The sequence below is a fragment of the Raoultibacter massiliensis genome (assembly GCF_900199545.1).
Lineage (GTDB): Bacteria > Actinomycetota > Coriobacteriia > Coriobacteriales > Eggerthellaceae > Raoultibacter > Raoultibacter massiliensis.
This window is the reverse complement of sequence record NZ_LT962671.1, coordinates 2,295,748-2,320,978: the sequence shown is the minus strand read 5'-3', so window position 1 is coordinate 2,320,978 and position 25,231 is coordinate 2,295,748. Positions and strand designations below refer to the sequence as shown.

20 protein-coding genes are annotated in these 25,231 nt (G+C 59.0%); 18 read left to right on the top strand and 2 right to left on the bottom strand.

Annotation, left to right across the window (positions count from 1 at the left end; translation table 11 throughout):
• The first annotated feature begins 18 nt into the window (after positions 1–18).
• The 4 genes from nrfD (at position 19) to C1719_RS14150 (ending at position 4,873) form a co-directional block, all read left to right on the top strand.
• The gene (gene nrfD / locus C1719_RS14165; RefSeq protein ID WP_102375692.1) at positions 19–1,245 is read left to right on the top strand and encodes an NrfD/PsrC family molybdoenzyme membrane anchor subunit; all 1,227 of its coding nucleotides are present in this window, start codon (positions 19–21) and stop codon (positions 1,243–1,245) included.
• A 76-nt stretch (positions 1,246–1,321) separates the two neighbouring features.
• A complete protein-coding gene (locus C1719_RS14160) occupies positions 1,322–1,681 on the top strand; it encodes a hypothetical protein (protein WP_102375691.1) in 360 nt (119 codons plus the stop codon).
• Positions 1,682–2,182, top strand: a complete 501-nt coding sequence (locus tag C1719_RS14155) for a DUF4405 domain-containing protein (RefSeq protein ID WP_102375690.1) — start codon at positions 1,682–1,684, stop codon at positions 2,180–2,182.
• 828 nt (positions 2,183–3,010) lie between these two features.
• Positions 3,011–4,873: a serine/threonine-protein kinase gene (locus C1719_RS14150; protein WP_102375689.1), complete on the top strand. Its 1,863-nt coding sequence runs from the start codon at positions 3,011–3,013 to the stop codon at positions 4,871–4,873.
• 221 nt (positions 4,874–5,094) lie between these two features.
• Here the strand turns inward: C1719_RS14150 and C1719_RS14145 are convergent, their stop codons facing one another.
• Together C1719_RS14145 and C1719_RS14140 are read right to left on the bottom strand one after the other, a co-directional pair.
• Positions 5,095–5,967: a PfkB family carbohydrate kinase gene (locus tag C1719_RS14145; RefSeq protein ID WP_102375688.1), complete on the bottom strand. Its 873-nt coding sequence runs from the start codon at positions 5,965–5,967 to the stop codon at positions 5,095–5,097.
• Positions 5,968–6,097: 130 nt separating this feature from the next.
• Entirely contained in the window at positions 6,098–6,304 is a 207-nt protein-coding gene (locus C1719_RS14140; RefSeq protein ID WP_102375687.1) for a DUF6724 family protein, read from the bottom strand.
• 219 nt (positions 6,305–6,523) lie between these two features.
• On the opposite strand from C1719_RS14140, the gene C1719_RS14135 reads away from it, so the two are divergent.
• From C1719_RS14135 to C1719_RS14070, 14 genes are all read left to right on the top strand, one after another.
• Positions 6,524–9,115, top strand: coding sequence for an ATP-binding response regulator (locus tag C1719_RS14135; RefSeq protein WP_102375686.1), 2,592 nt, complete (start codon positions 6,524–6,526; stop codon positions 9,113–9,115).
• A gap of 67 nt (positions 9,116–9,182) precedes the next feature.
• The gene (gene serS / locus C1719_RS14130; protein ID WP_102375685.1) at positions 9,183–10,463 is read left to right on the top strand and encodes a serine--tRNA ligase; all 1,281 of its coding nucleotides are present in this window, start codon (positions 9,183–9,185) and stop codon (positions 10,461–10,463) included.
• A gap of 20 nt (positions 10,464–10,483) precedes the next feature.
• Complete coding sequence (locus C1719_RS14125; RefSeq protein ID WP_102375684.1) at positions 10,484–11,308, top strand: hypothetical protein; 825 nt, start codon at positions 10,484–10,486, stop codon at positions 11,306–11,308.
• Positions 11,305–11,715, top strand: coding sequence for a cyanophycin synthetase family protein (locus C1719_RS14120; protein WP_102375683.1), 411 nt, complete (start codon positions 11,305–11,307; stop codon positions 11,713–11,715). Before C1719_RS14125 ends, C1719_RS14120 begins: the two co-directional genes overlap by 4 nt.
• 4 nt (positions 11,716–11,719) lie before the next feature.
• Positions 11,720–13,003, top strand: a complete 1,284-nt coding sequence (locus C1719_RS14115; RefSeq protein WP_102375682.1) for an aminotransferase-like domain-containing protein — start codon at positions 11,720–11,722, stop codon at positions 13,001–13,003.
• An 86-nt stretch (positions 13,004–13,089) separates the two neighbouring features.
• On the top strand, positions 13,090–14,073 hold the full coding sequence (locus C1719_RS14110) for a D-alanine--D-alanine ligase family protein (RefSeq protein WP_102375681.1): 984 nt from the start codon (positions 13,090–13,092) through the stop codon (positions 14,071–14,073).
• Positions 14,074–14,213: 140 nt separating this feature from the next.
• Positions 14,214–14,831 (top strand): YtxH domain-containing protein, encoded by a 618-nt coding sequence (locus tag C1719_RS14105; RefSeq protein WP_102375680.1) that lies wholly within the window; start codon positions 14,214–14,216, stop codon positions 14,829–14,831.
• A 124-nt stretch (positions 14,832–14,955) separates the two neighbouring features.
• Entirely contained in the window at positions 14,956–15,894 is a 939-nt protein-coding gene (locus tag C1719_RS14100; RefSeq protein ID WP_102375679.1) for a PRC-barrel domain-containing protein, read from the top strand.
• Positions 15,895–15,918: 24 nt separating this feature from the next.
• Positions 15,919–16,785 (top strand): TVP38/TMEM64 family protein, encoded by an 867-nt coding sequence (locus C1719_RS14095; protein ID WP_102375678.1) that lies wholly within the window; start codon positions 15,919–15,921, stop codon positions 16,783–16,785.
• 189 nt (positions 16,786–16,974) lie between these two features.
• Positions 16,975–17,802 (top strand): TM2 domain-containing protein, encoded by an 828-nt coding sequence (locus C1719_RS14090; protein WP_102375677.1) that lies wholly within the window; start codon positions 16,975–16,977, stop codon positions 17,800–17,802.
• 142 nt (positions 17,803–17,944) lie between these two features.
• The gene (locus C1719_RS14085; protein WP_102375676.1) at positions 17,945–18,883 is read left to right on the top strand and encodes a beta/alpha barrel domain-containing protein; all 939 of its coding nucleotides are present in this window, start codon (positions 17,945–17,947) and stop codon (positions 18,881–18,883) included.
• Between the two features lie 154 nt (positions 18,884–19,037).
• Complete coding sequence (locus tag C1719_RS14080) at positions 19,038–20,498, top strand: helix-turn-helix transcriptional regulator (RefSeq protein WP_102375675.1); 1,461 nt, start codon at positions 19,038–19,040, stop codon at positions 20,496–20,498.
• A gap of 251 nt (positions 20,499–20,749) precedes the next feature.
• Positions 20,750–23,197: an FAD-binding protein gene (locus C1719_RS14075; RefSeq protein WP_180963633.1), complete on the top strand. Its 2,448-nt coding sequence runs from the start codon at positions 20,750–20,752 to the stop codon at positions 23,195–23,197.
• A gap of 312 nt (positions 23,198–23,509) precedes the next feature.
• Positions 23,510–25,078: a catalase gene (locus tag C1719_RS14070; RefSeq protein WP_102375673.1), complete on the top strand. Its 1,569-nt coding sequence runs from the start codon at positions 23,510–23,512 to the stop codon at positions 25,076–25,078.
• The last annotated feature ends 153 nt before the right edge of the window (positions 25,079–25,231 follow it).

Below are 25,231 nucleotides of genomic sequence, written 5' to 3'. Positions count from 1 at the left end.
GCAGAAAGGGAGGAAGAAATGTCTGAGAACAACCAGACGGCGTCGCCGTCATCGGCTCCTGCTGCCAAATTCGGGGGCAAGGGTCTCAACATCGCCATCGTCGTCGCGGCTGCCGTGACCGTCGCGGGCCTCGTCCTCTGGGGAGTCCAGCTCACCGGCGGCCTCGCCCAGAGCGGCATGCGCAACTTCGATTCGTGGGGCCTCTATATCACCTGCTTCATGTTCCTCGTGGGTCTGTCCGCGGGCGGCCTCATCATCTCGTCGGTGCCCCGCGCCTTCGGCATGAAGGGCTTCGGCGGCATCTCGAAGGTCGCGGTCTGGACCTCGATCTGCTGCACGGTGCTCGCCATCGGCTTCGTGGTCGTCGACCTCGGCCAGCCGTTGCGTTTGTGGGAGCTGTTCGCCTACTCGAACCTCGGCTCGCCGCTGATGTGGGACATCGCCGTCATCGCGATCTACCTGATCCTCTCGATCGTCTACCTCTGGGCGACGCTTCGCTCCGAGGCGGGCAAGATCTCGGAGAAGGCGCTGCGCATCGTCAGCGTGATCGCGCTCGTGTGCGCCGTGCTCGTGCACAGCGTGACGGCGTGGATCTTCGGGCTGCAGCAGGCTCACGAGTTCTGGTACACGGCGCTCCTGGCTCCGTGGTTCGTGACCTCCGCGCTCGTGTGCGGCACCGCGCTTGTGCTGATCGTGGTCGTGGCGCTGCGCCGTGCGGGCTACATGGAGCTCGCGCAGGAGAACGTCGTCAAGATGGCGAAGATGCTCGGCGCGTTCGTCATGGTCGACCTGTACTTCTTCGGCTGCGACCTCCTGACCTCCGCCTTCCCGGGCGGCAGCGGCGCCGAGGTCGTGGACATGCTCGTGTCCGGCCCGCTCGCCCCGTTCTTCTGGGTCGAGATAATCGGATGCGCGCTCGCCGCCGCGGTCTGCTTCGTGCCGAGGTTGCGCACCAACCCGCTGCTCGTGGTCGCGAGCCTGCTCGCCATCGTGGGCATCTTCTGCAAGCGCGTCCAGCTCCTGGTCGGCGGCTTCCAGATCCCGAACCTCGACATGCCGGGCGTCATGACCCAGTACTCCGTGACCGACTGGACCGCCGGCATGGCGGGCGCCTACCAGGGCATGGTCTACTGGCCGACCCCGATCGAGTTCGGGATCGCGCTCGGCGTGTTCGGCCTCGGCGCTCTCATCCTGCTCCTCGGCCTCAAGTTCCTGCCCTTGAAGCCTGCGGAGAACTCGCACTAGGGAACCCCGCCCGGGGCCGCTTCCTCCCGCCGCTGCTGCGCGGGGGACGGCCCCGGGCTCTCTTTAAGGATTCGTCATGGTAAAGAAGACCCTCATAACCCTCGCGGCGTTCCTCGTCGTCGGCGCCTGCGTGTTCGGCGCAGGCATGCTCGCCGACCCCTCGGTGGGGCTCCCGCAGGCGGTAGCCGAGGACTCCCCGTGCCCCGCGACCTCGTGCGCGTCGGGACAGTGCCACGGCTTCGGAGACGTGCCCGAGCCCGACGGCGTCCACGAGATGGAGTGCCCCGAGGCGGCCTGCGCGAGCGTGGAGTGCCACGCGTGGGACACCCTGACGGAGCGCTACTGCAGCCCCTCCGACGCCAGCCTCAACCTGTGGCTGCTCGCGCCCACGGCGCTCGTCGTCGGCCTCGTGCTGCTCGTGAAGAAGGTGAGGTAGATGGACAGGAAGAGGCTCTTCGCCGTCGACGCCGTCGCCCTGGCCGTCTACCTCGCGGCCGCGACCCCCGCGCTGACGGGCGTCGCCGTGCACGAGTGGCTCGGGATAGGCGTGTTCGTTGTGTTCTTCGTCCACGCCGTCCAGCACGCCGGCTGGGTCGCCGACACCGTGCGCACGGCTCTCAGCTCTCCCGCGCCCGCGCGCGTCGCGAACCTCGCGCTCGACGCGCTCATCCTGGCCGCCTTCATGGTCGTGACCGTGTCGGGGCTGCTGATCTCGGGCGCGGTGCTGCCCGCGTTCGGCTTGTACGCCGACGGCTACTACTTCTGGGACCCGCTGCACGCGATAGCGGCCAAGGCGCTGCTCGCGCTTCTTCTCGTTCACGTGGTCGTTCACTGGAAATGGATCTACAGCTTTTTCAAGAAGAGGGGCTCCGATGCTCGCGCGAGCCGCGCCGATGCGGAAGAGGCCGATGCGGAGGAAGCCGACGGTCGGGCCTAACGGGGCGTTCGCTGGGCTCGGAATGGAGCTCCGAGAAGGACGGCTCGTCGAACAAAGTGAATTGCCTCCGGGCAATAAAGCGGGTTGCATGGATTTGCGGCCCGCTTTTGCTTGCCCAGGTTTCGGTGCGGCGGCGATGCGCCGTGCTCCGCGCAGAAAACGCCGGGGCCGGGTGCGGGAATCTGCGGTTCGAGCGCCGAGGGGGAAGCGTGCGCCCGCTCTTTCCCGACGGGTCGCCCATAGCGCTGGATCGGGGCGCTGGCGCGAGCTACGCGCCTTCTACTGGGCGCAAGGCGGGCCGGAAGCCCGATGCGAACGGCGGTTCCAGCGCCCGAACCGCAAGAGCCCGCACTCAGGCGGTCCTTCTTGCGCGCGGTCCGCCTCGTGAGAAAAACCCCGAGCTGGGTGCAGGTTTTTGCGGTTTTGCATGCTTGGATTCTCGGGTTCGGCGTCAGTGTTTATCGTGCCGCAATGCGGCGATTCCGTGAACTGGTGCCCCTATGATCTTACCGATACTCGCTTTTACTTGGGGCGAGAATCGCAGCGCCCGGGGGCGCTCGCGGGAACGCAAAACCGCAAATATCTGCACCCAGGTGCCTCTTTTCTGCACGAGCGCCTGGTTGGCTTCTTTGCTGGAGCCCGTTATTTCTTTCGTATTGGACCATCGAACCTCCTATTGAGCAAATTTGTTCAATAGGCAAACGATACAACTGGCCGCTCACGTTCTCGCTTAGATGCATCCCCCATCCGAATGCGCTATCATAAGCGCAGCACAACCCATGAACGAGAAGCTTTCTGAACCCGGTACAATTGCAGCACGGAAGGCGCATGGCAAACGAACAGCTCATACTCAATCGATACAGGCCGATCGCGCAGGCGGGATCGGGCGGATTCGGCACGGTCCAGGTTGCCTGGGACACGCGCATCCAGCGTCGCGTTGCCATCAAGTGCATCCAGCTTGACGAGAGCCAAGCGTTTCGGGCTCTGCAGGTAGAAGTGCAGGCCATTTACGGAAATCCGTACGGGAGCGACGGATCGTACCGAGATAGTGATCCGCACGAACGCAGCGACCCCCGTGCCGTCCCGGCCGTCTCCCTTGAAAACCTGCCCGGCCTCGACGAGGCGCGCACCGCTGCGATGCTTTCCGACCCCAACATCGTGGGAGTCTACGATTTCGAGGTTCGCAATGCGACGGCGTACCTCATCATGGAATACGTCGACGGAATGACGTTGACGAACCTGCTGCGCCAGCACGGCGACGAGCTGTCGCTCGATGCGATAGCAGCCATCTTCTCGTCGATCGCCCACGCGCTTGAAGTTGCCCACGATAACCAGGTGCTCCACCTCGATATCAAGCCCGATAACGTGCTCATCAATCACCAGGGGCAGGTGAAAGTGACCGATTTCGGTCTTGCCACGCTCTCCGATGCAACGGGGTTCGGCACGGCGGGCGGCGGTACGATCGGCTACATGCCGCTCGAACAGATGAGGCAGGAAGCGCTCGATGCCCGATGCGACGAATGGGCGCTTGCGAGCCTTACCTACGAGATGCTGACGGGCAAAAACCCGTTTCTTGCCCCCGACCTCTCGAAGGCGGAAGCCGCAATCGAAGATGCCGAGCTGCTGCTTCCATCGCTTTGCTACGACGGGCTCGATGCGGAGGCTGACGACGTGCTGTTCTACGCGCTCGACCCTGATCGCGAGGAGCGCTACGACAACGTCGAGGACTTCTCGGAAGAGATGAGCCGTTTCTTCGGCAATTCCGCACGCGGGCACAAGGAGCTTGCAATGCTCGTCGGCCAAGCTGTGGAAGAACCCGAAGACGAGGAGGAGGTCGTCGAGCGCATCAGCCTCTTCGATCGAATCGGCACGGGCAGGATGCAGTCGGTTCTCGTCCGCATTTGGGCGGCGCTTGGCGTGGGGCTGTTGAGCTTCGTGTCGCTTTCCAACATTTCGGCGGCAGGCGGCTGGGCGAGCCCGGTGTTCTGGGGTCTGTCCGCGCTCTTCGTGCTGGCCGGGGTGCTGAAGCCGCACCTGGGAGCGTTGCTTTCGCTTCTGTCTCTTTCCGTTGCGCTGCTGTTCCAAGAAGCGTTCGTCGTGGGCATTCTGATGATCGTCCTTGCGTACGCATGGTGGTTCTTCGTGGGTCGGTTGAGCGACGAGGGACCCAATGCGGCGCTTGCTCCAGTTCTGTTCGGCTCGTTCGGATTCAATCCGATATCGCCGCTCGTTGCGGGATTCTTCCTTTCGGTGAGGGAGGCGATTGCCACTGCGGCGTTCGCGTTCGCGCTGAGCATCGTGCTTGCCGGTTTCGGCTCGAACAGCCTTGCGGGTTGGAATGCGCTTGCGTTTTGGGATTTCGGCTCGCTTGACGTGCAGCACAACATGCTCGTTCTCCTACAGCAACCGCTTACGTGGTGCGTGCTGGCAGGCTGGATGGGGGCGGCTGCGATTCTAGCGCTTTTGTGCCGGAGGCAGACGCGGCTTTCCGCGGGCATCGGTGCGGCGCTCGCCTGCACTCTCATGATAGCTGCGCTGTGCCTGGGCGCATGGTTTGCTTCGGGCATGGTTTCTTGGATGCCTGACTTGCAACTGCTTATCCCGACGATCGGGGCAGGCGTTGTGGCGGTTGTCGCTTGCGCGTTCGGCGTTCCCATTCGCCCGGATGAATGGGGAGAGTGGGAAGAATAGGGGCGTGGCGCGGTCGGTTCTCTCATGCGAGCCCTTGCTCGGATCGCGGACATTCGTTCTTGCTTCCTCGCACCCGCGAGATCATTAACGCTGCGCAGTCTTTCCCGCAACGTAGCCACGGGTGAGCGCCATGTCAATGGAGCTCCTCGACGCCGATATGAAATTGGGAGACGCTGCGTGCGGGGAAGAACCTGCTGCGTGCGAAAAAGAATCGTGGTCCGCTACCTCAGCAGATCCGCGATCTTGCCGATGATAAGCTCGAAGCTCACGCCGCGCTCCTTGAAATCGGGCTGCTTGCTCGAGACGATCATCGCGTCGTGAACGAAGTCGCCCGCAAATGCGACGGCCTCCTGCAAGCTCTTGCCTGCCATGATGGCGGCGAGCAAACACGAGCAGTACAGATCGCCCGTACCGTGGAGCATGTAGGGGAGGTATTCGTTCTTCGCCTCGAACAGCTCGCAGTTCTCGCCTGCGACGAAGTTGCGGATGCAGGTTTCGCCCTCGCGCTGGATGCCCTTGAGCACGACGTTCTTGGCTCCCTTTGCAAGCAGCCCCTCGATCATGCGTTTGGCGGTGTCATCGTCGATATCGGTGCCCGGCCAGTCCTCTCCGAGGATGATGGACGCTTCGGTGAGGTTCGGCGTAAGGATGTCGGCTCCGCAGGCAAGCTCGGCCATCGCGTCGCAGAGCTCGGGCGTGTAGGTGGGGTAGACCTTGCCGTGATCGGCCATGACGGGATCGACTACGCGCAGAGCGTTCGGGTACATGTTGTACAGATCGCGGATGCGATCGACCTGCTCGGGCGCTCCGAGGAAACCCGAATACACCGCGTCGATCTCGACGCCGATGTTTTTCCAGGCGGCCAGGTAATCTGGGAGCATATCGGTGGTATCGTGCATGTACCAGCCGGGGTATGCCGTATGGGAGGAGAACAGTCCGGTCGGCACGGGGCATACATCGCAACCCGCTGCGGAAAGAACGGGGATGGCCACGCCGAGCGAGCACTTGCCGTAGCCGCACAGATCGTGGACGGCGGCGATGCGGGGAATGTAGTCGCCTTCGCGCTTGTAGAGGTGCAGGTCTTGGAGTGACATCGGGTCATCGCCTTCTTCGGGTCATCGCGTGCTTGCGCAACGCGGCATCTACGGGTAACAGGTAACACGATATCGCGCGCGAAGAAAAAACGGCGCAGGTGCTACCGATTCGTTATCGACGGGTTGTTCGCTATTTGGACTCTTCGTCCTCGTCCTCATCATCGTCATCGAAGAACGACCAGTCGTCTTCGGTGGGCTCGTGGTTCGTGAACCGCTTGCGCGTTCTCCGCTCCATGATGACGCTTGCAATAATGCTCAGCACCAAGCCGGCCAAGACGAGCACGCCGATGCCCGGGACGGTCTCAAACAAGAAATGATAGAGTTCTCCGAGATCCATGAGTGCCTTTCCGATTTATATAAGGGCTGATCAACAAATTGTCATCGAACGAGCCCATTCGCATAGAACTATATTTTAGTAGAGTATACTATGCCCGATCAAGAGTGGGTATGGCGTGGCATCATAAATCCTCCGTTTGGTTTATGGGCGGCCGTCGAATGATGAGCGGGAGTAGAGAGCGTGCGGCCACGAAAGAGAAAACAGCATAGCAACTATGTTTTGTTCGTTATCGTTTCGGTTGTCGTCGTGCTGGCCGTTCTCGCCGCCTCGGTAAGCTTGCTTGCTCATATCGACCAGAAGCTTCGCCAGGGGGCCGAGCAGCAGGTCACGACGTTTACCGAGCAGGCGGCGAGCAACGTGAGCGATCGCATGACTGCAGTGCAGAACGCGATTGGCGCCTTCGGCATCGAAACCGCCGATCCCGAACGGGTGCGGCCTGTGATGGAGGAATTCAAGAACCGGTTCGGCTTCGCATCCGTTGCGTTTGCGGGCGTCGACGGCATCGGGGTCTATTCCGACGGCGCGCCGTTCGAGGTCGGCGATCTCAAGATGGCCGAAACGGCCCTCTCGCTTGAGAAGCCTTCGTATTCGGCCAACTACGATCTGGGCGGGGGGCAGCGCGGCAAGCTCGCCCAGAACCCCCTCTACATCGACGGGGTTCTCGTCGGAGCCCTTTACGTCGAGATTCCGAGCAGCATGTTTTCGATGGAGCGCAGCCTCGATATGTTCGATGGACGCGGCTACTTCATCCTGTTCGATGGCGAAACTCAGGAGATCATCGTTCCTCCGACCGAGGAAACCCGGGTTCCCATAACGACCGATACGCTGATCTACGATTTCCTCTACGAGTCGCAGCAGACGGCTGGCGGCAAGGATACGCTGTTCCGCAACGATCAGTACGCGCAGGAAAAGAACTACATCGCGCTGCTGCAGCGCGCGGTTGCAGACGAGCGCTGCGATCTGTTCACCGGCGTGATCGACGGGAAAGAAAGCTACGTGTGCGTTGCGCCCGTCTATGCGGGCAACTGGTTCGTATGCAACGTCATCCCCGTCGAGAACGTGCGTGCGGAGGGAAGCGCCGTCATGGCTGCCTTCCAGGTTGTTTTCGCCCTAGCCATCACATGTCTGCTCATCGTTCTCGTCGTGTCCTACCTGTTCTACCGCAAGCGCATGCAGGAACGCGGCGTCGAAATGAAAACCCGCCTGTACGGAGCTCTTTCGGAAAGCCTCGATATGGCGGTGAACATGTATTCGCCCGACGATGCGGTCGTCACGCCCATCGTAGCCAAGGCGCGCGAAATCTTCGGCTTCCCCATGGCGGACATCATGGGCAAAAGCAGCGTTTCCGACGAAATCGCGCTTTCGGACGAGGGCCGCGAACTGCTCGATCGCATACGGCATGGGGAAATCGAGAGCCTCGAGCAGGGGGAGTTCGCGTTTAGGGAACCATGGAGCGGACGGCCGAGCTGGGTGTTCTATTCGGTTACGCCATTCGAATACGAGGGCAAGCCGCAACTGCTCGTGGTGTTTCGGGATGTGACTGACGAGAAGACGCTGCAGGTTTCGATGAGCGATGCGATGGTTGCCGCCGAAACGGCGAACAAGGCGAAATCGGATTTCCTATCGAATATGAGCCACGAGATCAGAACGCCTATGAACGCCATCGTCGGCATGGCTCAGATCGCCCGCAAGAACCTCGATGACGCGGAGCGGCTCAGGGAAAGCCTCGACAAGATCGATCTTGCTTCCGACCATCTGCTCACCATCATCAACGACGTGCTCGACATATCCAAGATCGAAAGCGGGAAGATGATCCTTGCAAGCGAGGTGTTCAGCCTTTCCGACGTGATCGAGCGCGTGGCCGCCGGCATCAAGGGACAATGCGATGCGAAAAACCAAACGCTCACGCTCAAACGGTACGGCATCGATGCCGATGCGTTTGTGGGCGATCAGGTCAGGCTTCGCCAAATGCTTTTGAACCTGCTGGTCAACGCTTCGAAATACACGCCGGCGGGCGGACATATCAGCTTCGAGGTGTCGGAGAAGCCGAGCAACGTGAAGAAATACACCCACGTGACGTTCGTCGTCGCCGACGATGGCATCGGCATGAGCGAGGAGTACATCGAGCACCTGTTCGAGCCGTTTGTCATGGAGGGTCGATCTTCGGTGCAGGGTACAGGGCTCGGCATGCCCATCGTGAAGAACATCGTCACGATGCTCAACGGCGATATCCGAGTCGAAAGCGAGCTCGAGCGGGGGACTACGTTTACGGTTTCGATCACGCTGCTGCGCGCGACCGAAGACGAGAAGAACCTGCTTGTGGCCGATGCGCCCGCTTCCAAGCTGCCTTGCACACGCGTTGCGCTGGATGAGAGCGAAAGCAGCAAGCTCGTCGGATTGCGCGTTCTGCTTGCCGAGGACAACGATCTCAATGCCGAGATCGCCAAAGAGCTGCTTGCCGATGCCGGGCTCGAAGTCGACTGGGCGGAAAACGGCGAGCGCGCTTGCGAGCTGTTCGAAGCTTCCGAACCGGGCTTCTACGGTGTCGTGCTTATGGATATCCAGATGCCCATCATGAACGGCTACGAGGTCGCGCGGACGATCCGGGCCCTCGAGCGCGAAGATGCCGCCACGGTGCCGATCATCGCCATGTCGGCCAACGCGTTCATGGAGGATGTGGAGGAATCGTTGCGCTGCGGGATGAACGCTCATCTTTCGAAGCCGATCGACATGGCCCAGGTGCTGGCAACCATATCCGAGCAGATCGGCCGTGCGCGGGATGCGTCTGGAGAAAACGCACCCCGCCGATAATTCGTCTGCGCTATACTAGGGCGAAACCGGCTACAAAGAACGATCGAGACGTGAGGAGCGCAGTCGTATGCTAGACATTCGATTTGTCCGAGAAAACCAAGAGGCAGTCGCCACCGCGATGAAGAACCGCAACGCTTCATGGGATTCCTCGCGTTTCTCCGAACTCGACGAGGCGCGCCGCGCGGTCATCACCGAAGAGGAGGCGCTGCAGGCGGAGCGCAATGCCGCCTCGAAAGCCATCGGCCAGATGATGGCGCAGGGCAAGAAGGACGAGGCGGAAGCTGCCAAAGACCAGGTACGCGCCATCAACGAGAAGATCGCCGCTCTTTCCGAAAAGCGCGAGGCCACCGAAGGCGCCCTGAACGATCTGCTGCTCGCCACGCCGAACATGCCAGCCGATTCTACGCCCGTGGGCGCCGACGAGAACGACAACCCCGAAGTTCGCCGCTGGGGCGTTCCCACCGAGTTCGATTTCGAATACAAGGCTCATTGGGATCTGGGCCCCGAATTGGGCATCATCGATTTCGAGCGTGCGGTGAAGCTTGCGAAAAGCCGTTTCATTCTGCTCGGCGGTCTTGGGGCCCGTCTCGAACGCGCGCTCATCAACTTCATGGCCGATACCCACACCTCCCGCGGGTACAAGGAGTGGTGGTGCCCGGCGATGGCCAACGCCGATACGCTGACGGGTACCGGTCAACTTCCGAAGTTCGAAGAGGATCTGTTCAAAACGACCGAGGGGCTCTATCTCATTCCCACTGCCGAAGTGCAGCTCACCAACATTCATTCCGGCGAAGTGCTTGAAGCGGATCAGCTTCCGCTCAAGTACTGCGCGTTCACCCCGTGCTTCCGCGAAGAGGCGGGCAGTGCCGGGCGCGATACGCGCGGCCTCATCCGCGTGCACCAGTTCGATAAAGTCGAGATGGTCAAGTACGCCAAGCCCGAGGAAAGCTACGACGATCTCGAAGCGATGGTCGAGGATGCCGAGAACATCCTGCAGCTTCTGGGCCTGCCGTATCGCGTGATCTCGCTGTGTACGGGAGACATCGGCTTCTCCGCCGCGAAGACTTACGATCTGGAGGTGTGGCTGCCCTCCTACAACGGGTACAAGGAGATATCCTCGTGCTCGAACTGCACCGATTTCCAGGCGCGGCGCGCGAACATCAAGTACCGCGACCCTGCAAACTTCAAGGGATCGCGCTTCGTGCACACGCTCAACGGCTCCGGGCTCGCGGTCGGTCGCACGATGGCTGCCATCATCGAGAACTACCAGCGGGCAGACGGCTCCATCAAGGTTCCCGATGTGCTTGTGCCCTACATGGGCGGCGTGGAAGTCATCGAGAAGGTGTAAAGGCCGGCGGATCCAAGAACGTGGCTGCAAAACAAACGGCAAAGCGCAAAAGCGTAAAGGGCGAACCCCGAAGCGCGAAGACGAGCGGCTCGAAAGCGAAAGGCTCGAAGGCGTCTTCGGCGGGAAAGGGGCGCAAAAGCAACGCGAAGCAACCGAAGAAGCGTCGGTGGCTTCGCGTTGCCGCAATCTTGCTCGTTGTCGCCATCGTGGCGATTCTGGCAGCGTTTTCCTGGGATCGATGGTTCCGCTTCGACGATGCGGCCGATGTGCAGGGCAGCTGGCAGGCTTCCGGGCAGGCTGCGGTCGTCGTGATCGACGGCGAGCAGATGCATCTCACCGACGAGGTTGCTTACGAGTACGCGCTCGATACGGGTGCGAAAACCATCGAATTCTCGTTCGGCAAGCTAACGGGTTCGGGCACGTACCGGTTCTCGGGCGATCGCCAGACTCTTACGATCGTCGAGGGAGGGAGCTCCGATGTCGTCAGGGATTTCCTGCGATTCTTCGGCCTCGACATCGGCGCCGAGAGCGAAGCCGACCTCCCTACGACCGTATTCGAAAAGGTGGCGTCGGGCTCTGCTGCGGGAGGCGATGCCGCTGCGGGGGGCGATGCCGATGACGACAAACCGGCAGACGGACAAGCGGGCGAGGGTTCGCCTGACGGCTTGCCGGATGCGACGGGAGATGCCGCCGATGCGGGCGACGGCGATGAGGATGCGGGCGGATCGGCCTCAGGCGACGCGCCGAGCGGAGACGCTTCGGGCGGCGATGCGGAAGGCGGGAACCCTGCAGCAGACGATGGCATGCTGTTCGATTCGCTCAACGATCGGGGCGTTTCGCCGTGACGGACGCCGCGCGGCCGCTTCGCATCGATGCGCTGACGGTGCAGCCGGGGCGTATCGTCTGCGAGGTTTCGGTCGATCCCGCACGCCGCTATACTACGCCGAAGCTCGCTGCATCGATGTGCGAGGATCATCCGAGCCTTGCGAGCCATGCCTGCGTGAACGACGAGGGGGACACCTTCGGCTGCGTCATCGGGCATACGTCGGTTCCGCATCTGCTCGAGCATCTGGTTATCGATATGCAGGTTCGGGCGGGCGGCCGAAGCGATGCCACCTTCGTCGGAACGACGGAATGGACCGACGAAGCTCAGGGATTTGCGACCGTCCAGGTGAGTTTCACCGACGATTTGGTCGCGTTACGGGCTTTTCGTGATGCAGCCGAGAAAATCAACGGCGCAATGCTAAAGTAAAGCAATGTCATCCGCGCATATCATATTCGATCAGACGGCCGACAAAGTCGCCAACCGCGTCAACAAGATGCGAACTTCTGCTGTGCGCGATCTGTTCGCCGCTGCATCGCGCTCCGATATCATCTCGCTTTCGGGCGGCATGCCCGACGTCTCCCTGCTCCCGCCAAGCGCCATCAAAAAGGCCATGAAGGCAGCTGCCGAAGACGACCGTGCCGTCGCGCTGCAGTACGGATCGACCGATGGCCGCGTTGAAACCAAGCGCGTGTTCTGCGATCTCATGCGCGATGTGGGGGTTCGCTGCAAGCCCGAAGAGGTCATGATCACGAGCGGTGCCCAAGAGGCGCTCGATCTCATCGCCAAGGCGTTCATAGACCCGGGCGATATCATTTTGGCGGAGGGCCCGACGTACCTGGGTGCGTTGCAGGCGTTTTCCGCATACGAGCCCGATGTGCGTTGCATTCCCTTCGATCGCGAGGGCATGAGGATGGATCTGCTCGAAGCCGAGCTTGAGAAAATCGGCAAGGGCGCGGCGAAGTTCCTCTACACTATACCGAATTTCCAGAACCCGGGCGGCGTCACCATGTCGCCTGCTCGGCGGCAGCGTTTGCTCGAGCTTGCCGAGGAATACGATTTCTTCGTCGTGGAAGACGATCCGTACGGCCGCCTTCGCTACGACGGCGGACATGTCAAGCCGCTCAAGGCCTTGAACGACCAGGTGGTCTATCTCGGCACCGTATCGAAGGTGTTCGCGCCTGGCTTGAGGACGGGCTGGGTCGTTGCCCCGAAGAGCTTTTTGTCCAAGCTCAACTTGGTCAAGCAGGGCACCGATCTGTGCGGAAGCGCATTCAACCAGGTGGTCGTGGAACACTATTTCACCGATACCCCCTGGCAGAAGACGTTGCAGAAGTTCGTCGAAACGTACAAGACCCGGCGCGATGCCATGCTCGCTGCGCTTGAGAAGCATTTCCCGCCCGAGGCGACCTGGACCCACCCGGAAGGCGGTTTCTTCGTATGGGTGACGCTGCCCGAGTACGTCGACACGGGATCGATGTTGTCGGTCGCACTCGAAAAGGGCGTGACGTACACGCCGGGCGATGGCTTTTTCCCCGGAGCTTCGGCGGGGCAGAACTGCATGCGGCTCGCCTTCTGCTTCGAAGATCCGGATAACCTTGAAGAGGCGATCCGTCGCCTTGCCGCCGTCATCGAAGATCAACTCGAGCTGTATCGGGTGTTCATCGAGGCGGGCGCCATCAAGGCAGAGGGACAACGGGAATCTGCAGCGCAGTAAGCCTGAGGGCGGGCGAGCTGCGTGCGTTTGCATATCCGATCCGGCGTTGCAGACAGCGCGCCGAAACGAGACGATAAGGAAGCAGCATGAAGGTAGCAGTTTTGATGGGCGGAAGCTCGTTCGAACGTGAATTCTCCTTGGCGAGCGGCAAGCAGGTCTGCGATGCGCTCGAAGAGGCCGGCCACAAGGTTGTGCCGCTCGATACGACGTCCGATCTTGTGCCGACCCTGCGCAGCGAACGCCCCGATGTCGCTTACAGCGCCCTGCACGGCAAGCACGGCGAAGACGGCACCATCCAAAGCCTGCTCGAGTTTCTCGACATCCCCTTCGTCGGCTCGCCTGCAAGCGTATGCCGAAGCACCTGGAACAAGGATTCGCTTCATACGACCATGGCGGCCTACCGTGCCGCTACCGGCGACGCCCCCATCGCGTCATGGCCTCAGGGCATCAGCATCGCTCGCGACGCGTTCAAAGATATGGGAGCGGCAACCGCGCTCGATTTGGTCGAGGAGCGCGTGATCGGCGGCTATCCCGTGGCGGTCAAGCCCGCTCATGGCGGGTCGGCCTTGGGCGTTCATCGCGTTGATTGCATCGAAGATCTGGGCGAGGCGATACTCGACGCCCTCTCTTTCGACGAACATGTGGTTATCGAGCAGTGGATCGAGGGCGTGGAGATGGCCGTATCGATTCTGGGCGAGGGGTGGGATGCCCATGCGCTTCCCCCGGTTGAGATCGTGCCGAAGACGGGATTGTACGATACCGCAGCGCGCCTCGATGCCGATGCCGTTGATTTCTATGCGCCCGTCAGGCTTGAATCGCTCTCCCACGACGAAGCGCAGGCGCAGGCCATCCGCGCCGAAATCGAACGTGCGGCTCTTGAAGTGTACCGCGCCTACGATTTGCGCGACCTGGGCCGTATCGATGTCATTTGGGATGGCGCTCAAGCGCGAGTGATCGAGACCAATGTTTCTCCGGGCATGACCGAGCTCTCGCTGTTCCCCGCGGCTTGCGCGGCGGCGGGTCTCTCCCTTTCAGGTGTTCTCGACCGCTTGGTCAGCCAGTACGCGTAAAAGTTCGGGGCGCAAAACCGCCGTATTCGCATCGGTGACGGTTAGGCAACTGTTTCGTGGGGTAGGGATGTTTTAAAGGGGCCTGCAGATGCGATGCCCTATAATGTGGCTCATCGAAAGCAATCCCAAAGGAGGCAATTATGGGTAACAAAGGATTCGGAGCGTTTCTCGCAGGCGGAGCGATCGGCGCGGTCATAGCGCTCCTGTATGCTCCCCGCAGCGGTTCCGAGACCCGTGCGATGGTATCCGACAAGGTCGGTGCGGCTTGGGGCGAGGCTCAGGAATTCGGAGCCCAGGCTTCCGAGAACGTCCAGCAGTTCTACCAGGATGCAACTGCCAAAGGCACCGAAGTGGCGCAGAACGTTGCCGCAAAGGGCCAGGAGGTTGTAAGCAACGCGTCGTCTAAGGTGCAGGAAGCCGCCAGCAACGTGAAGCCGGTGTTTTCCGAGAAGAACGACGAGCTTCGCGAGAAGATCGAAGCGGCACGCCAGCGCATTGCTTCTCAGGTTGCCAAGAACGCCGAGGCCGCCCATGATGCGGTTAGCGAGAAGATTCCCGTAGCCGCCGATGCGGCGCAAAACGTTGCCGAGAAGGCGCACGACGCGCTCGATTCCGTGGCTGTCAAGATTTCAGGCAGCGAATCGGACGAGCCGGTGCAGGACAAGGCGGCCGATGCAGCCGAAGAGACCGTCGACAAGGTTGCCGGCGCCGTTTCCGATGCAGCCGATGCTGCGAAGGACGCTGCAGACGGCAAATAGCCAAACGCGAGGTTTGCCGCGCACTGCGGTTTGCGGTGCGCGAACCGCGCAGGCTTTTCACGATCCTGTCAGATCACGAGAAAATAGGGCATCCGAGCGATCGGGTGCCCTTGGAAACTGAAGCATGGCTAAGAACTCCATTACAACCAACGAGGTTATCGGCACCCGAGTGATCGGGGGCAAAAAGGGAACGCGGCGTATCGGAAAGGTGCGCCGTATCGTGTTTCATCCCAAGGAGAAGCGCGTTGTGGGCTTCATCGTCAAGAGGCCCGATCTGCTGTGGATGTTTCGTCGGAAGGACAAATTCGTCGCTATCGACGGATACGACCTCATCGATGGCCGCATCTGTATTAGGCTCGAGGCCGAAGCGACCGATCGCGCCGCCTGCAAACGGCTTGGGATCGAATGGGACGATTGCGTTTTGTGGATCGGGCTGCCCATACTCGCCGAAGACGGCACTGAATTCGGCTTTGTCGGCAATGTGGTGTTCGATCGCAAGACGGGTGCCGTCGAAAGCGTCGAAACCGACGCGGGCGCTACGTCGAACGCGCTTCTGGGCAAGCGCGAGATCCCCGCGGAGCTTATCACGGGCTTCAAACGCGGCATAGGCGCCAAAATCGCCCAGACCGGAAAAGAAGGCGTGCAAACCGACAACGCGGAGTACGGTGCCATTCTGGTTTCCGATGAAGTGAAGGATATCGTTGCCGAGGGGGGGCTTGCCGAGAAGGCGGGTGCCGCAACGGCGGTTGCCGCCGATAAAGCGGGCAAGGCCGTCAAGAAAACCGGCGAGGCGGTCAACAAAGGAGCGAAAGTTGTAGGCGAGCGCGCCGGGGCGACGAAGGAAGGCTTCGTCGGTTTCAAAGAAGAGTTCCAAAAAGAGAGCGGCGCCGCCGAGAAGAAGGCTGCGCTCGAAGGCGAGGTTGAGGAAACCGAATCTGCTGGAGAGCAGATCGGAAAGGCCGTCAACCAGGGAGCCAAGGCGGTCGGCAAGCAGATCAAGAAATCGAAAGGCATGTTCTCCGCCTTCAAAGAGGAATACGACAAAGCACGCCACGACGACTGATGAAGTTGGAAAAGAAAAGGGTCTATGACGCATAAACGCAGCAACGAGCCGTCGGAACGCAAAACAACCGGCAACACCGGCAAAATTCACGCCATCAAAGAAGATGTGCACGAGAAGCGGGAAGAGCTTCACGAGAAAAAAGAGGAGCTTGCCGAAAAGTCGCATCAGCGTGTGAAAATCGGCAACAAGTCGTTCGAGAAGGGCGACATCATCAAATTCGCAGGGCTTATCGCCTTCTTCTTGGTGATGCTGCTCGTCTGCGTGCTCATCTTCCCCTACATCAAAGAGCTCTTCGAGCCAGGTGGCGTGGAGCGCGTGATCGACAAGGTGCGCGATGCGGGCCCGGTTGGGGTGTTCATTCTTCTCGGACTACAGTTTTTGCAGATCGTCGTCGCGTTTATTCCCGGCGAAGTCACCCAGGTTGCTGCGGGCATGCTCTACGGGCCGTGGTTCGGGGCGCTCATCATCCTGATCGGCTGCATCATATCGAGCGCGTTTATCTTTGCGCTCGTGCATAAGCTCGGTGCGCCGTTCGTGCAGAGCATGGTTCCCACCAAGTACCTCGAAAAGTTCCGTTCGTTCGAGAAGTCGGGCAAGCTCAACATGATCGTGTTCATCTTGTTTCTGATTCCCGGTCTTCCGAAAGACGTGTTCACCTACCTCGTTCCGCTTACCGACATGCGCATGAGGGATTTCGTGGTTCTCTCGAACATAGGCCGAATACCCGGCGTGATCGTATCGACGTATGCAGCGGATGGACTGGTCGACGGCCGCATCTGGCAGAGCGTCGTTATTTTCGTCGTTGCTGCGGTGATCGCCGTGCTCGGCATCGCATTCAAAGACAAGATCATGGACGTTGTGGGCAAGGCATCCAAGGGCAAGGACGAATGATATCTTGGCGCGGCGCGCCCTTCGTTCGCAAACGCGCATCGGATTCGCACATATACCTTAAGAAATACCGCGTTGGCGTTAATCACTGTGTCGGCCGTGCAACATGGTTTACGATACTATGACGGAACAACTTATCCTGTATACCGCTCGGTATCATGGTGGCAACAATTCGATCGAGAGAGGTCCGTCATGGATACCAAAGACAACGATGCAAAGCCATCGATTTCCGATGAGATAGCAGCCGCCGAAGCCGAGCTGAGGGCGGCGCAAGAAAAGCTTGACGCGGCGAAGGCCAAAGCGTCGCTCGAAAATGCGCCTGCGCCGAGTGCTGCCGCCCAGGCCGTTGCCGATGATGCGGCGCCCGAGTCGGCCAAACCGGCCGAGGCCGAGGTCGTGTCGGCGACGGTCGTGGCTGCCAGCACGATCGAGCTCGAGGCGGAGCCCGTCACCGCACCCGATGCGTCTGCGCAAGATCCCAACTGGGTGCCCTATGCGCCCGCAGCCGAACAACCCCAAACCGCTTGGCAGGAGCCTGCACCTGCGCCGGGCGGCGCAGGTTCTCCGCAGGAGCCCGTCAACCCGTATGCCGATTCTCAGCAGGCAGCGGGGCAGGCGCAGGGCGGTTACTACTGGCAGCAACCCCAGCAGGATGCGTACAGCGGGTACAACACGCAGTACAACCAGTACGGCACGCCGCCGAACCCCTACGATGCCGTTCCGCCGCAGCAGCAGTACTATCAGCAGCCTTACGCTCCCGTAGTGGCCTCTAAGGACCATGTGGCAGCCGGCCTTTTGGCGATCTTCCTCGGATCGCTCGGTATCCATAAGTTCTATCTGGGGTACAACAGCGCCGGGTTCATCATGCTCGCCGTAACCATCCTGGGCGGTTTGATCACTTTCGGCTTGGCCGCCGCCGTCATGGGCATCATCGCGTTTATCGAGGGAATTCTGTACTTGGTGAAGTCCCAAAGCGAATTCGAGCAGATATACGTGTTCAACAAACGGGAATGGTTCTAGACGCCTCGATGCAGCAACGGTATTCGGCGTTCGTAGCGTTCCCCGATATTTCTTGTGAAAAGCCCATCGCCCGTGGGCTTTTCCTATAGAATTGGCCCATGGTTTTAGTTCCTACAAGGGAATTCCTATAAAGGAGGAAGATATGCCCAAAATCACTCGCGATCAGGTGAAGGTTCCTGTCGACGTGATGCCGGAATCACGGGAAGAGTACATCGACAACTTCATGAAGGCCACGCGCGGCACCGGTCGTCTCATGCTGTTTGCGTGCGACCAGAAGATCGAGCATCTCAATGCCGATTTCTACGGCGAGGGAATCGATATCGCCGATGCCGAACCCGAGCATCTGTTCAAGATCGGGAGCCAGGGCGTATGCGGCGTGCTGGCGGGCCAGCGCGGCCTGATAGCCCAGTATGCGGCTGACTATCCGGAAATCAACTACCTCGTGAAGATGAATTCCAAGACCAACATCGTGGGCACGAAGCAGGAGGATCCCTATTCCCCGCAGCTCTACGATCTCGATGCCGTGCTCGCCATGCGTGAAGCGGGCGTGAATATCGTCGGTATCGGCTACACCATTTACCTCGGTTCCGAATTCGAATCCACCATGATGGCCGAAGCAGGCGAACTCATTGCCCAGGCTCATGCCAACGGCCTCATCGTCGTGCTGTGGATTTACCCCCGCGGCAAGGCGGTTACCGCCGAGAAGGATCCCGCGCTCATCGCCGGTGCCGCTGGCGTTGCCCTTTGCCTGGGCGCCGATTTCGTGAAGGTCAATCCTCCGAAACCCGAAGACGGCACCGCTCCGGCGGAAGCTCTCAAGATCGCCTCGATGGCTTCCGGTCGCTGCGGCCTCGTGTGCGCCGGCGGTTCCACGGTTGACGCCGAGACCTTCCTTACCCAGCTCTACGATCAGATCCATGTTGGTGGCGCATGCGGAAACGCAACCGGGCGCAACATCCATCAGCGCTCGCTCGATGAGGCGGTGCGCCTGACCAAGGCCATCTCTGCCATCACGCTTGCCGATGCATCGGTTGAAGATGCGCTCGACATCTTCAACGGCGACGAGGATTTTTCGCTGTAAATCGGCAAAAACACGTCAAACGGTTTCGAAGGCCTCCTTTTCGGAGGCCTTCTTGCGTTCGGGGCGTCTCACGTGTGCTTGGGGCGTCACGATGGTGGAAGTGTGCTAGTATTGCGATTTGGGAGTTGCGCAAGCCGTGAGGGGTGCAATAAGGGTGTTCGAAGCCAAAGAGCCAATAGGAGATGTCCTCGTTCCTTTTCGATGGGATCTTTTAGGGTTTGGATTTTGCCGCGCATGGGTTACCGGCTATTTGGCGTATTCGGCTAATGAAATCTGGACTTCAGGGGCTTCGTTGGGTCTTCAGGTTGCTTTGTACCTTACTGCCGCAATTGTCGCGGCAATCGTGGCTTTGCTGTCAAAAAGGATGATGCCCGATCGTGTTGCAGGTATGGCTGTACCTGCTGTCGGAGCATTTGCGGCGATAGGAACTCTCGGCATGGCGTGCGTCATGTTGGGGAAGCTTGATGCCATCGATGCGCTTTTTTATTTCGGTTTCGTTTTGATCGGTGCATGCTGCGGATTTTTCGAGACGGTTTGGGGTATAAAATTTACCAAATTGCCGCCATCTGGAATACAGATATATACGCTGTTCGTAATGGCAGTGTCTTCTCTTTTAGGCATCGCCATGGGCCTGTTACCAAGCTCGGCTTTCTTTATCGTTTCGTTGGTGCTTTTCGGTGCGATGGCCTTTCTCTTGCTTGCAAAACCCTCTGGGTCGATGTTGGCCGCAGAGGCATCTTCGAAGAATGATACCGATTCAGATTCGGCGGCTGGCGAAGCCCGAATGCGCAGCGGGAGGGCGTTGGCGAATGTTCTTTTGAGTTGTTTGGTGTTTTCCCTTATCTACAATCTTGTTGTGTCAATTACATATGATGCTTTGCCGTCCGAGATGGCTTCTCAGATACGGTTCTGGGCCAATCTGCTCGCGGCGCTAATTCTTTTGTGTACGTTTTTACTGATCAAGCCTTTGAGTGCGGTCTCTCTGTTCAGGCTTATCCTTCCAATAACCGCTGTTGGGTTCGTTCTCTACCTCATTTCTCCTGCAGCGTTCGGCGAGATTGCGTTAATGATTTCGGGGGTAGGTCGAAAATTCTTCGATATCCTTACCTGGATCCTTGTTGCGAGAACGGTCCAGGTATTCGGGTTCTCCCCTTTGCGCTATTTCGGTTTTCTAACTGCGGCGAAGAATCTGGGGTACGCGTTTGGCCTTGTATTTGCTTCAGTTGCCCTCGGTGCGCTTGACGCTCAGGTTATTCAGATCGCAACGTTTGTTCCGATTCTTTTGCTGGCGCTGATCGTCTGCTTTTTTTGGTTGTTTCCCGAACGGACCATCGACAACCTGTTCAACACTCTCCCATCCAGCGGATCAGCTCTATCGTATGAGGCGACCATGGAAGAAAACGCTCGCGCTTTAGCGAAGAAGCGTGGGCTGACACCGCGTGAAACAGAAGTGTTGATGCTGATGGCAAAAGGCAGAAACCTGTCGGTCATCATGGCGAAATTGCATATATCGAAGGGAACCGCCCATACCCATATGACCCACGTCTATCAAAAGCTTGGTGTTCACGGGCAGCAGGAGCTGATCGGATTAGTCGAGGAACCTGGTGATTCGTAGTTGGCGGTCAATGCGGATCCGATGGGAGACGGCGTGCCTCCGTCTCCCATCGCGCTGTATTACCTGATGAAATGACATCTAGACTCAGGGGGTCTAGATGTCATATGCAGCTATTTCCGGTAAATCGACGCATGGAGTCGATGTTCTGTCTGAGGATTTTCCGTAGCCTTTTCCCATGGTCGTTTACAAGGAAAGGATGGGTTATGGGAGAAATCGATGGATCATGCACAAGCGTGTCGAGGCGGGGGTTTTTGAAAGGCGCTGCTGCTGGAATGCTTGGAGCTGGGGCGCTTGGCACGGGACTCGTTTCGCTTGCCGGATGCGCCTCGGAGAACGCTGCCGGCTCGAGTGGGACTGTGACGGCATCTGCCATTGCGCCCGGTTATGGTGGCGATGTCGAGGTTGAGCTGACGGTCGATACTGGGAGCGGATCCGTTAAAAACGCAAGTATCGAAGGTAAATTCGAAACACCGAATCGCGGTGGTCGTGCGATCGCCGTGATGCAACAGGAAATGATCGATTCTGAAAGCATTCAGGTTGACACGGTTGCCGGCGCTACTTTTACCTCGTCTGCTATTCAAGATGCTTCCACGACTGCCTACAATGATGCAATGGGCGCTTCTGGATCCATGGAAGTCAAGATGGCACCAGGCGAATACACGGGGAAGGCAAAGGGTTATTGGCAGATATGGGATTTACCGGTAACCATTACAGTCAATGAGACTTCGATACTCAAAATCGAGACGCCAACCGACCGGTTCGAGCATGGCGAAACAGAAGTCATTCTTCAAAGCGTGAAAGATTTGCTGTTCCCCCGGATAATCGAAAGCCAATCAATTGCGGTCGATGCGGTTGCCGGCGCTACGTCATCGAGCAATGCGGTTAAATCGGCAATCAAGCAGGCGCTGCAAGAGGCGCTCGTTGCCGGGGGGTCGAATGCTGCTGCTGTGAGCAAGTTCCAAGTGGCACCCGAAAAATCGGAGGTAGGGATTACCGAAGAGATTGACGTCGATGTGCTTGTGGTTGGGATGGGAACCGGTGGCATTGCGGCAATGAAGAGCGCATGCGAATCGATTCAGCAACTCAACGGGGGAGGGCGCGTGAGCTTGCTCGGTATCGATCGAGCCGGCAAGTACGGAGGAAAATCGGCGCTAACGCACGAAGGATGCGCAGTCAATCCGCCCGAGTATCAAGCGGTTAAAAACGGCGGCGAACCTTTCGTCGATGCAGAGGCGTTTAAGGGTATCTGGAAGCAGTTTACAACAACTGACGGTGAGCAGATGGCAAAAGAGGAGCTTATCGATTTGTACTTCGAAGAGTCCGGCCGCACTATCGACTGGCTATACGATATGGGTTGGATTTTTGGCGATATGGGGAAGACGAATCCTTTTACCAAAGGTTTAACAAGCTACAACGTTGCTTTGACATCGAATGCCGATGTGGGAACCTACGAGGATCGCCGTGCGGTGCTCGACACTTATTACAAGCAAATGCTCGCTGAGATCGCGGCGCAGGGCGGCAAGTATCTGCTTGAGACGGAAGGATACGAATTCCTCACCGATGATAGCAAGGTTGTAGGCGTTAAGGCCCGTAACCGAGCGACAGGAAAAGAGTACGTCATCAGTGCAAAAGCTGTCATTATGAATACGGGAGGATTTAGCGCAAACCCCGACATGGTCGATGCGTTGCTTGATGAGCGATGGAGGGGAGAGCGGAAGCGCATTGGCACCGATCAGGACACGGGTTTGATGGTCCAGGCTGCACTTGATATCGGTGCTGGAACTTATAATATCGGAATGAGTCCGAACATCATGCATGTGAGCACCGACCATTGGTTGCATCAGTATCCGATCAATTTCTACGATGATGTGCTGGACGGCCGCACGGGCAGGTACAAGTCGTGGACGCTCAACAACATTCCGCTTGCATGTGGCATTTCTGCCAATGTCGTTGCAGTCAACAAAGAGGGTAAGCGTTACATGGATGAAGCGAAATACGAAAGCTTCGCTGACGATCAGGACCATGAGTCCTGGCCTTGTTTTGCTTCGGGGAACTACTATTACTCGATCGTCTCCGATGATGTGCTTCAGGAAATCGCAACCGAAGGTTTCAACAAGATCTATAAGTGGGAAGGATACTGTGCGCAAGGGGATATCCCGGCCGATATGCCCGTTCCCGAGGTGTACGAGGGGCTCGGCTATGCAATTGAAGAGGGCATGGCATGGAAGGGTGACTCCATCGCCGATCTTGCGGGTCAGATCGGGATTGATGTAGATGTCCTCGAGGCGACCGTCGCGGAGTACAATAAGCTGTGCAAGGCGGGAGAGGATACTGCATTCGGAAAAGACCCCCAATACCTTACCGAATTTACATGTGGCCCTTATTACGCTATTCAGATATTCAATACATCGTTCTCGACCTGCGGGGGGCTGGATGTCGATACCGATATTCGGGTGCTGAAAGACGATCACGAGACTCCGATATCAGGTTTATATGCGATCGGAGCCGACTCCATGGGGGTTCTCTTGAACCCCAATCGCAACTACGTGGGTTTTGGGGGCGTTGCTCAAGGCTGGCTGTGGACGAGCGGTCGTCTTGCCGGTGCCAATGCGGCTCGCTACATCAACGATGAGTACGGCGGATTTACGTATGTAAGCCCGGCATTGGTTGATGTGGAGGCGCAGTCATCCGCTCGATAGCGGCTTGGCCGAGGTGGCTATGCCGTTTGAAAAGACAGTCGTCGACACGGTGTAGAAATGATTATCGGCGACCATTTGCAGTCGCCGATAATCATCCGCCCGATCCGAAGGCCTCCTTTTCGGAGGCCTTCTTGCGTTCGGGGGTGTTTCTCAGCCAAAATCATAGCGAAATAATGGATATTAAATCCTTATTGATAATTTATATCAATAAGGAGTAAGAACCTGTTAAACTGAATCATATAAGAACAGAGGGCGACCGCCTTATCAGAGTCCTGCAGACGAAGCGCTGCAGCCCGAACAGAGGAGAGACCCATGAGGGAATCGGATGTGCAGAATCCCGCGCCGGATACTACCAAGCTTACCAACGAAGCAGGAAACCCTGTTGCCGACAACAACCATACGCTGACGGCGGGGGAACGCGGCCCGATGATGCTCCAGGACAACTGGATGATCGAAAAGCTCGCGCACTTCGATCGCGAGGTCATCCCCGAACGCCGCATGCATGCGAAGGGATCAGGGGCCTTCGGCGTCTTCACAGTGACGGGCGATGTCAGCAAGTACACGAAGGCGAAGGTGTTCGCTCCCGGCGCCGAAACCGAGGTTTTCGTTCGATTCTCCACCGTTGCAGGCGAACGCGGGGCCGCCGACGCGGAGCGCGATATTCGCGGCTTCGCCATTAAATTCTATACGCCTGAGGGCAACTGGGATCTCGTCGGCAACAACACGCCGGTGTTCTTCCTGCGCGATCCGAAGAAGTTCATCGATCTCAACCATGTGGTCAAGCGCGATCCCCATACCAACATGCATTCGCCTCAGAGCAACTGGGACTTCTGGTCGAGTTTGCCCGAGGCGCTTCATCAGGTGACGATCGTCATGAGCGATCGCGGCATCCCTGCGAGCTATCGCCATATGCACGGGTTCGGAAGCCATACGTATTCGCTCATCAACGAGAACAACGAACGCACGTGGGTGAAGTTCCACCTCAAGTGCGAGCAGGGCATCAAGAACCTCACGAACGAGGAGGCGGCTGCCCTGATCGCGGGCGATCGCGAAAGCCACCAGCGCGATCTGTTCGAAGCAATCGAGCGCGGCGATTACCCGAGATGGCGGTTCTGCATTCAGGTTATGGACGAACAGACGGCTAAGAACTACAAGGAGAATCCCTTCGATATAACGAAGACGTGGAGTCAGAAGGAGTTTCCCCTTATCGAGGTCGGCACGCTCGAGCTGAACCGCAATCCGCAGAACTATTTCGCCGAAGTAGAGCAGGCGGCGTTCGCACCGACGCATCTTGTACCTGGCATCGGCCTGTCGCCCGATAAGCTTTTGCAGGGCCGCCTGTTCGCCTATGGCGATGCGCAGCGCTATCGCTTGGGCGTGAACCACAACCACATTCCGGTCAACAAACCCCGGTGCCCCTATGCCGAGTTCCATCGCGACGGGCAGATGCGCACCGATGGCAATTTCGGCGCGACCATAGGTTACGAGCCGAATTCCTACGGCCAGTGGCAACAACAGCCCGAAGCTGCGGAGCCGCCGCTCGATCTGTTTGGCCCGATGGACGCGTGGGATCCTGCCGACGATCCGACCGATGATACGTTCTACCAGCCCGGTGACCTGTACCGCCTCATGACCGAGGACAAGCGGGCGCTGCTGATTTCGAACACAGCTGCCGATATCGCACCTGTAACCGAGAACATCAAGCTTCGCCATGCCGCCCATTGCTACAAGGCCGATCCGGAGTACGGAACCCGTTTGGCCGAAGCGCTCGGGCTCTCGATCGACGAAGTCGTTCGGCTTGCGGGCATGTCCCATGAAGAGCGCATGGCCGCAACGGGCCAGAGCGTTCCCGCGCGTAAAGCGGGGGGCGCAACCAGCTAACGCACGTTGCGCGCGTCGGCTCGTGCCGGCAACCGTGCAACGACGTTTTCTCATGCGGCCGAATTCGGGCTCCCTCGGTTCGGCCGCCACCCAACCGATTCGGGCTCTTTCTTCCCGAGAGCCACCTTTCCGAAGCCCCTCGTCGATCCCTTG

Bases quoted from the DNA above. Each gene is read 5' to 3' on its own strand.
- nrfD (WP_102375692.1), top strand. From the start codon at position 19: ATGTCTGAGAACAACCAGACGGCGTCGCCGTCATCGGCTCCTGCTGCC.
- C1719_RS14160 (WP_102375691.1), top strand. From the start codon at position 1,322: ATGGTAAAGAAGACCCTCATAACCCTCGCGGCGTTCCTCGTCGTCGGC.
- C1719_RS14155 (WP_102375690.1), top strand. From the start codon at position 1,682: ATGGACAGGAAGAGGCTCTTCGCCGTCGACGCCGTCGCCCTGGCCGTC.
- C1719_RS14150 (WP_102375689.1), top strand. From the start codon at position 3,011: ATGGCAAACGAACAGCTCATACTCAATCGATACAGGCCGATCGCGCAG.
- C1719_RS14145 (WP_102375688.1), bottom strand. From the start codon at position 5,967: ATGTCACTCCAAGACCTGCACCTCTACAAGCGCGAAGGCGACTACATT.
- C1719_RS14140 (WP_102375687.1), bottom strand. From the start codon at position 6,304: ATGGATCTCGGAGAACTCTATCATTTCTTGTTTGAGACCGTCCCGGGC.
- serS (WP_102375685.1), top strand. From the start codon at position 9,183: ATGCTAGACATTCGATTTGTCCGAGAAAACCAAGAGGCAGTCGCCACC.
- C1719_RS14115 (WP_102375682.1), top strand. From the start codon at position 11,720: ATGTCATCCGCGCATATCATATTCGATCAGACGGCCGACAAAGTCGCC.
- C1719_RS14110 (WP_102375681.1), top strand. From the start codon at position 13,090: ATGAAGGTAGCAGTTTTGATGGGCGGAAGCTCGTTCGAACGTGAATTC.
- C1719_RS14105 (WP_102375680.1), top strand. From the start codon at position 14,214: ATGGGTAACAAAGGATTCGGAGCGTTTCTCGCAGGCGGAGCGATCGGC.
- C1719_RS14100 (WP_102375679.1), top strand. From the start codon at position 14,956: ATGGCTAAGAACTCCATTACAACCAACGAGGTTATCGGCACCCGAGTG.
- C1719_RS14095 (WP_102375678.1), top strand. From the start codon at position 15,919: ATGACGCATAAACGCAGCAACGAGCCGTCGGAACGCAAAACAACCGGC.
- C1719_RS14090 (WP_102375677.1), top strand. From the start codon at position 16,975: ATGGATACCAAAGACAACGATGCAAAGCCATCGATTTCCGATGAGATA.
- C1719_RS14085 (WP_102375676.1), top strand. From the start codon at position 17,945: ATGCCCAAAATCACTCGCGATCAGGTGAAGGTTCCTGTCGACGTGATG.
- C1719_RS14070 (WP_102375673.1), top strand. From the start codon at position 23,510: ATGAGGGAATCGGATGTGCAGAATCCCGCGCCGGATACTACCAAGCTT.